The 2,990-nt window shown below is 36.3% G+C and carries 3 protein-coding genes and 1 pseudogene; all 4 read right to left on the reverse strand.

Translation table 11 applies throughout. The features are described 5' to 3' along the window. Positions 1–51 precede the first annotated feature (51 nt). Positions 52–153: pseudogene (locus tag FC88_RS13355) on the reverse strand (6-carboxytetrahydropterin synthase); the annotation flags it as partial. Continuing rightward, complete coding sequence (locus FC88_RS01780; RefSeq protein ID WP_057812178.1) at positions 119–1,540, reverse strand: TIGR03111 family XrtG-associated glycosyltransferase; 1,422 nt, start codon at positions 1,538–1,540, stop codon at positions 119–121. The pseudogene FC88_RS13355 and the gene FC88_RS01780, both read right to left, overlap by 35 nt. 2 nt (positions 1,541–1,542) lie before the next feature. Next, entirely contained in the window at positions 1,543–2,163 is a 621-nt protein-coding gene (gene xrtG, locus FC88_RS01785) for an exosortase family protein XrtG (RefSeq protein ID WP_057812180.1), read from the reverse strand. After that, entirely contained in the window at positions 2,160–2,915 is a 756-nt protein-coding gene (locus tag FC88_RS01790) for a Firmicu-CTERM sorting domain-containing protein (protein ID WP_057812182.1), read from the reverse strand. Before FC88_RS01790 ends, xrtG begins: the two co-directional genes overlap by 4 nt. Between the last annotated feature and the right edge of the window lie 75 nt (positions 2,916–2,990).

Consider the following 2,990-nt stretch of genomic DNA (forward strand, 5'->3'; position numbering starts at 1 on the left):
CCTTTATGGGTTTTTGTGTCCACTAGTGTTCGGTTATATTTTACAATCTGCCATATCATTAAAAACAATCATTTGGTCATTTTTACTGTGAATTTCGCAAACAATTTCCCAAGTGTGGTTATGTTGCTTGCCTTCGCCGTTTTCCCAGCGCATGGCGTGACTGGCGTTGACGTAATACTTGATTTTGTAAGTGTGGAATTGATATCTCATCATGATTAGTAGTTTTTTTCTCCTTCATTCGAAAGTCATTTTTCACAATTGTAGTTACTTTATTCCATTCTTCTTTGAAAGGTACTGAGTTCCAACCGGATTTAGTGGTCATACTATTGATAACCCCAATCAAACGAATACCAGCACAGATGAAATTGTAAAATGGCAAAGTCAAAGCGACCCACCATTGCTTCTTGTAAAAGGTTTGATCATTGGGGAAATCCTCTAAAAGTTGAATCACACAAATATAGTTTAATACTTCTACTAAAATATATAACAAATAAATAATGAAATATGACATTCCCATCATAATCGGTGAGTAACGGAAAAATAACAAAACGATACTGGCACAAAGCCAAATCATTCGAGGAAATAGGAAAGTGTGGTCAATTAATAATCGTCTGATCATGAAATTCTCGAAAAATTCATTCATTTCCAAATTGTTGGCATATTCTTGAATGACTTCAACTTCACCACGTTGCCAACGTTGTCTTTGCGTGTAAAGTTCGGATAAATCTTTGATTGGTTCGATGTAGAAGAAAGCATTAGCACAGAGTCCAACTTTTCGTTTCATCCGTTGTCTAATTTGGAAAGTCATATCGGTATCTTCACCAATCGTGTTGATATCGTATAAGAAACTCTTCATAACAGCTTCCTTACGAAAAGCTGAAAAGGCTCCAGACATCGTGAATAGTTGGTTTTTATGTGATTCCATTACTCGACCTGAAAGAAAGGCTTGGGCGTATTCGAAGTATTCGTTATAACGTAATAACGAACCATTTTTCTTTAGCATTAAGCGATTAGGTAAGATACTACCAGTCAAAGCTGATACTTCATAATCGTTTTCAAAACGTAAAACCATATTCATCAAGGCATTTTTTTCTAGCACGCCATCGCTATCGATGTTGATAATATAAGTTCCAATAGCTCCGTATAACGCTGCATTTAGAGCTTGAGCTTTACCAGCAGCGGTGTGGATCAAACGAAGATTCATATCAGAAAAGGTATTTTGAGCATGGGCGAAGACTTGGAAACTGTTGTCGGTACTATTGTTGTCAGCTAAAATAACTTGAATCAGTTTAGTTGGATAAGTTGAATCGTGGATCGATTGGATACAAGCAAATAGGGTATCTTCAGAGTTGTGGACGGGAACCAAAACGGAGATCATTGGCATTTTTGCAGGCATAACCATTTTTTTAGGATGGCGGTTGCTGATCATGATACGCACACTGGAAATAATGGAAGGGATGATTTCAACTAGAATCGGAATCAAGGCCCAAGTCAGCCAGAATCCCATTTTAAACAAGGTTAGGTCTAACCAATAACTCATTTTTATCCCTCCTTGCTAAAACTTTTCTTAATTCTCGTAATAAATCGCCGGAAATTTTGATAGAGACTATGAGAAATCTGTGAATAGGTGAAGACGTTGTAGTACAAAGCGATGACTAAGATGTAAAAGACCATTCTTCCGACAATGGAGTGTCCGATAAAGAAGGCACCACCACCAGCAAAGTGGACTATCACTATAATTAAAGCCAATCTGAACACATTTGCCAAGTAAATCCAGACGATTCCAAAAATTCCAAAGAAAGTTTTTTCATAACGGTTAAAAATAGGGAAGAAAACTACGATACTGATGTAAGCCATCGTCTCGATAATCCCTGAACATTCGTAATCAATCGTCATCGTCAACGGTTGAGTGGCATTGTTGATGCTGATCAGGCCATAACGATTCATAACTTCACTCATATTAGTGAGATTTCCAAACCATTTAACACCATTGATAACTGAATGAGTGAAAAACCAGACCCAATAAGGATCACTGAAGCCAATCAGAATAAAAAAGAGCCCGCCAGTTCCGATCAGAAAGAAGAATGCTGGAACGTGAGCTCTTTTTAAAACGGAGAGTAAGTATATCCAAACAACGATACCGATTACTAAATAAATACTCATAGTGTTCTCCGTTTCTTAAAACTGAATCCCGAGTATTTCAAAACAGCAATTATAGCGATAACGAATCCGGTACTTGCTAAAACAATTGGTCCTGTACTACCACCGGTTACTTGAAGCGTACCTGACCAGAGGTTAGTATTTGCAAGAGTAATATTTTGCCCCTCTGTATTAGAGATTCCTTTGAGATACTTGAAAGGTATTTTAGCTTCGAAAACATATCCTTTACCCTTAAAAGTGGTGGAACCGGTACCTACGTGTTGAGTAATGTATTGTCGAGAAACACAAACGAGATTGTCATAACTAGTAGTTTGATTATTGATTTTATTGTAAATTTCTAAAGGCACCATTTTCTTTTCGCCAATTGCTAAGTTACTAACATCTACATAATCTTTTTTGAAATCCTTTTTATTAAGGGTGATGTCAAACTCTTTTCCACCAATATTTAAAACATATCCGTAAGGTTGAAAATTAGTATATCCCCAACTCCAGAATGGTTTCATCAATATGTATAAGTATAAATTATTCTTGTCAGCCAAAAAAGAAGTGTACTTTATATCATTATCGTCTCCTGTAACTTTCATGGGCTGTTTAGTTTTGTCGGCCCAGTCGTCAAAGTTTCCATCGATAGTAATCCCCAAATCACCACTTTCATTATTATTGGGTGTTAAATTATCAGATGCAGCTTGAACAACTGTTCCAAAACTAGCAAAAAAACATAAGGCACTCATTAAAATAATGATGAATCTTTTCATAACTGGTCCTCCTTTTTATAAAATGGCAGATTGCAAGAAATAACCGAACACTTTTTAAAACTTAATATTTTCCAT

Source organism: Companilactobacillus futsaii JCM 17355 (assembly GCF_001435505.1).
Classification (GTDB): Bacteria; Bacillota; Bacilli; order Lactobacillales; family Lactobacillaceae; genus Companilactobacillus; species Companilactobacillus futsaii.